We start from the raw sequence: 1,243 nt of genomic DNA, 5'->3' as shown, positions 1-1,243 counted from the left end.
TGATCTGCTCCAGTAAGACTGGACACCGCATTAAGCGACATATTGTTTTTCAAAGTTAACTGGGCTTAGATACCCAAGAGCACTGTGCCTTCTTGTTCGATTATAATCAACTTCGATGTATTCAAAGAGTGCTTGACGCATCTCTTCTCGGGTCATTATCGGCTCGTATTGGACGGCTTCTACTTTCATTGAGTGGAAAAAGCTTTCAACACAAGCGTTGTCCCAGCAATTTCCCTTCCTACTCATACTTTGCTTTAGATTATGAGCTGCGATTAAGTCGCGGTAGTCTTTTGAACAATATTGGCTACCTCTATCACTATGGATAATCACTTCTTCTGGCATACCTCTGCGGAACAATGCCATTGATAGCGCATCACAGACCAGAGTTGCGGTCATTCTGGTACTCATTGACCAACCAACTACTTGCCGTGAGTACAAGTCGATAACAACGGCTAAATACATCCAGCCTTCGCTTGTCGCTAGATAAGTGATATCTCCAGCCCATTTTTGGTTTGGTGCTGTCGCATTAAAGTCTTGCTCAAGCAAATTCGGGGCTACAGGAAGTCTATGCTTACTGTCTGTCGTACATTTGAACTTACGGGCGGCCTTCGCGACTAAGCTCTGGCGCTTCATGCTCGCGGCAATGGTTTTTACATCGTGCTTATTACCATTTGCCTCAAGTTCTTTTTGAATGCGCCTTGCACCGTCGCGTTCCTTTTTATCATCAAAGACTTCTCGAACTTTGTTATCAAGCTGCTTGCGGTGCTCGTTGCGTTGAGTGACTTTATGGCGATTATCAATCCAATAATAAAACCCACTTCGAGAAACCCCAAACACCTTAGCCATACGGATAATCCTATATTGCATCAGGTGTTCGAGCATAAACTCATAGCAATCTATTTTAGATTTTTCGCGAAGTAGGTGGCGGCCTTTTTTACGATATCTAGCTCTTCAGCTTGCTCTGCTAATAATCGCTTGAGCTTGGCATTTTCAGTGGCGAGTTCTCTTTCTCTATCGCTGATTTTCGCATCTTTTTTGACGGCTTTACGCCACCCATAAATTTGAGATTCATATAGTGAAAGCTGTCGTGCGGCGGCAGCGACACCGACTTTCTCTGCTAACTTAAGCGCTTCGGCTTTAAATTCAGGAGCATGTTTAATTCGTGTTTTCTTAGTTGTCATTGTTCACCTCGTTAGTGATTGTACTCACTTAACTCAGTGTCCAAAACTTCTGGTGCGGATCA

At 43.8% G+C, this 1,243-nt stretch carries 1 protein-coding gene; it reads right to left on the bottom strand.

The genetic code is table 11. The features are described 5' to 3' along the window. Positions 1-30: 30 nt before the first annotated feature. A protein-coding gene (locus AB6E08_RS23340) for an IS3 family transposase (protein ID WP_371705204.1) occupies positions 31-1,181 on the bottom strand; the annotation gives its coding sequence in 2 pieces (ribosomal slippage) (positions 31-938 and positions 938-1,181; 1,152 coding nt in all). Positions 1,182-1,243 lie beyond the last annotated feature (62 nt).

The organism is Vibrio sp. 10N.247.310.24, from assembly GCF_041467175.1.
Classification (GTDB): Bacteria; Pseudomonadota; Gammaproteobacteria; order Enterobacterales; family Vibrionaceae; genus Vibrio; species Vibrio tasmaniensis_A.
Note: the sequence above shows the minus strand (reverse complement) of the source record. Positions and strands in the feature narration are given on the sequence as shown.